The following is a 2,640-nucleotide window of genomic DNA, read 5'->3' as shown; positions in this document are numbered from 1 at the left end:
GACAGGCCTGCCGACACCCGCCGCCGGGAAAGAGGTCTTCGAGCTGCTTGCGGGTCCACGGTACATGGGCGGAGATGGCGTGCCCGACCGCCTTCACGACCACCCGCGGGGTGGGCGGTATCTCGTTGGCTACATAATATTGGCGCATAAACGCGATGACCTGCCAGTGGTCATCGGTCAGGGTCAGACCGTCGGCGGCGGCCAGGGCCAAGGCGATGTCCCGGTCCCAGTCATCGAAATGCACCAGGTAACCCTTTTTGTTTAGATTGAGGTCACGGCTGGCGCTCTGTATGGCGGTCATCGTGTGCTCCTCCACCTGTCAGCCTTGCGGTTTCGCCATGAGTTTGACGATCCGCCAGCCGATGACCACGAAACGCACCAGTTGCCAGGGGAGGGAACGCCGCAGATATTTTGTGAACCCGGTCGGGACGGGGGGATAGGACTCCTGATAATAGGGTCCCCGGTTTGTGCCTGCCATGGGTGCTTACCTCGTTGAAGTGTGATAGCGGAAACGTATCAATCGACGCATCAATGCGGTAAGAAGAACCAGCCCGGGCGCAGCCTGGCCTGATAGATGAACAGGTGATGCAGGAGGAACTTCCACCAGTGCCCGGCGAGTCCGATCTCCCCGGAGGTCAAGTTGAGATCCCGCCCGTATTGGGGGTAGCGGTCGTAATCGGGAACGACGGGAAAGACGATCAAGGAGGCGGCCGAGCCCTTTAAAAAGTGCTTACCGGTGGAGGCCACGCAGGCCGCGCCCATTCCCGCCATCGAGGCGGTGTGGGTCGGTGCCGAGGCACCATTGATCATGTCGCGGATGCTCGCCGCCACCGCCATGCCGATCGCGGCCGATGGCATGCCGGTGCGCGCCGCCGAGGGATTGATCGGGGTGCCGTTGGGGCTCTTCATCGGCTTGCTGATGAGGTGCGGGGGGGCGAAGGCAATGCCGATGGCGAAGATGTTGCGGTACGTCGGGGTCTGGTAGGTCCGCGGCCAGTCCTTCTTACTCCATTCGTCATACGGCCTGGGGGCATAGTCGGCATCGACCTTCATGAAGCCGCTGGGCGCAAAGAGCACCTCGGTGATGTCCGCACCGGCCGGGTCGAAGGCCTTTAATCCGACCCCCGCGAAGGGCGGAATCAGCATGGCGAAGTCGAACGGGATCGTATTGTAGGTCCCGTCCAGCAATTCATAGTGGATGGTGCCCGGCTCCACCTTGTTGACGTGTGCGCGGGTAATCCACTCGATGCCGCGCTCGGCCATCAGCGACTCGACGAAGACCTTGCCGCTGGTCACATAACCGCCGCGCTTCATCAAGGTGCCACCGATCCCCAGATCGCCCACCTCGTACTCATTACTGAGCCAGACCAGCCGCGCCAACTTGCGCACGCCGGCCTCGCGCAGCACATGGTCGACGTTGCAGATGTACTCGAAGGCGGCGCCCTGGCAGGTGGCCATGCCATGCCCGGTGCCGATGACGAGGGTTTGCGGCTGGCCGGCCTTCAGGGCGGCAATCGTCTCTTGCAGTTTTGCATTCGCCTCCAGCGCGTGGGCCGGGGTGCACACGGAGACGGTATAGCCCGGCTCAGGCCCCAATCCCGGCGTCGCGCCGAAATTGAGCTTGGGTCCGGTGGCATTGATCAGATAGTCATAGTCAATCGATTCGGTCTGACCGGCGCGGGCGGGGTCCGTGTATTCGATCTTGACGAACGGTTGCGCGCGTCCGGCCTCGCCCCCCGGATGGATGGACAGGGCGCTGGCCTGGTGAAAATCGACATGGAGCTTCTTGTAGAGCGGGGCCAAGGGGTAGGCGACCTGCTGCTCGGTCATTTCACCCACGGCCACCCAGATATTGGAGGGTACCCAATTCCAGAACGGACGCGGCGACACCATGATGACTTGGTGTTGCTTGCCCAGCTGCCGGCCCAAATGTCTGGCCGCGGTGTGTCCGGAGATGCCGGCCCCGAGGATAACGATACGTGCCATGAGCGCGCTCCAGGTTGAGGTAACGGGTTATCATCCGCGACCTGGCGACGCGAAGACACCAAGAGTTTCAGCTAACCAACGCAGGAATGCAGATATGGAGATCAGCCCCCGTCCGCGGCGTCCTCCAGGATCATCGCCGCCCCCTTTTCCGCGATCATGACCGTGGGCGCGTGGGTGTTGCCCGAGACCAGGACCGGCATCACCGAGGCGTCGACTACCCGCAGTCCGGCGACGCCCCGCACCCGCAGGCGGTGGTCCACGACCGCCTGCGCGTCGCCACCCATGCGGCAGGTGCCGACCGGGTGAAAGATGGTCGCGCCCTGCGCCCGGGCGAACGCGAGCAGATCGGCGTCGCTGCGCACGGCCGCACCGGGGCGCACTTCCTCCCCGAGCAAAGGGCGCAGGGGTGCGGCGGCGGCCAGGCGGCGCGACAGGCGCAGCGCGGCGACCGCGCAGCGCCGATCCAATTCCGCGGTCAAATAGTTGGCCCGAATCAGGGGTGCCGCGAGCGGGTCCGGGCAAGCGCAGTGAATCGAGCCGCGGGACTCGGGCCGCAACTGGCAGACCGAAAAGGTGCAGCCGGACCATGGATGGGGCCGGGCGCCCGCCTGATCGGCGGACAGGGTGGCGAAGTGGAATTGGATGTCGGGGCGG

4 protein-coding genes are annotated in these 2,640 nt (G+C 64.5%); all 4 read right to left on the bottom strand.

Features of this window, described 5'->3' with window-relative positions:
• Nucleotides 1-301, bottom strand: a 301-nt coding sequence (locus QZY44_RS26055) for a TusE/DsrC/DsvC family sulfur relay protein (RefSeq protein ID WP_295455005.1), incomplete at its 3' end; no start/stop codon positions are given.
• A gap of 18 nt (nucleotides 302-319) precedes the next feature.
• Nucleotides 320-478 (bottom strand): hypothetical protein, encoded by a 159-nt coding sequence (locus QZY44_RS26050; protein WP_295455004.1) that lies wholly within the window; start codon nucleotides 476-478, stop codon nucleotides 320-322.
• A 50-nt stretch (nucleotides 479-528) separates the two neighbouring features.
• Entirely contained in the window at nucleotides 529-1,986 is a 1,458-nt protein-coding gene (locus QZY44_RS26045; RefSeq protein WP_295455003.1) for an FAD-dependent oxidoreductase, read from the bottom strand.
• A 101-nt stretch (nucleotides 1,987-2,087) separates the two neighbouring features.
• The coding region (locus tag QZY44_RS26040; protein WP_295455002.1) for a GMC oxidoreductase at nucleotides 2,088-2,640 on the bottom strand (553 nt) is incomplete at its 5' end.

The sequence above is a fragment of the uncultured Thiodictyon sp. genome (assembly GCA_903837595.1).
Taxonomy (GTDB): domain Bacteria; phylum Pseudomonadota; class Gammaproteobacteria; order Chromatiales; family Chromatiaceae; genus Thiodictyon.
This window is presented reverse-complemented; position numbering and strand designations above follow the sequence as displayed.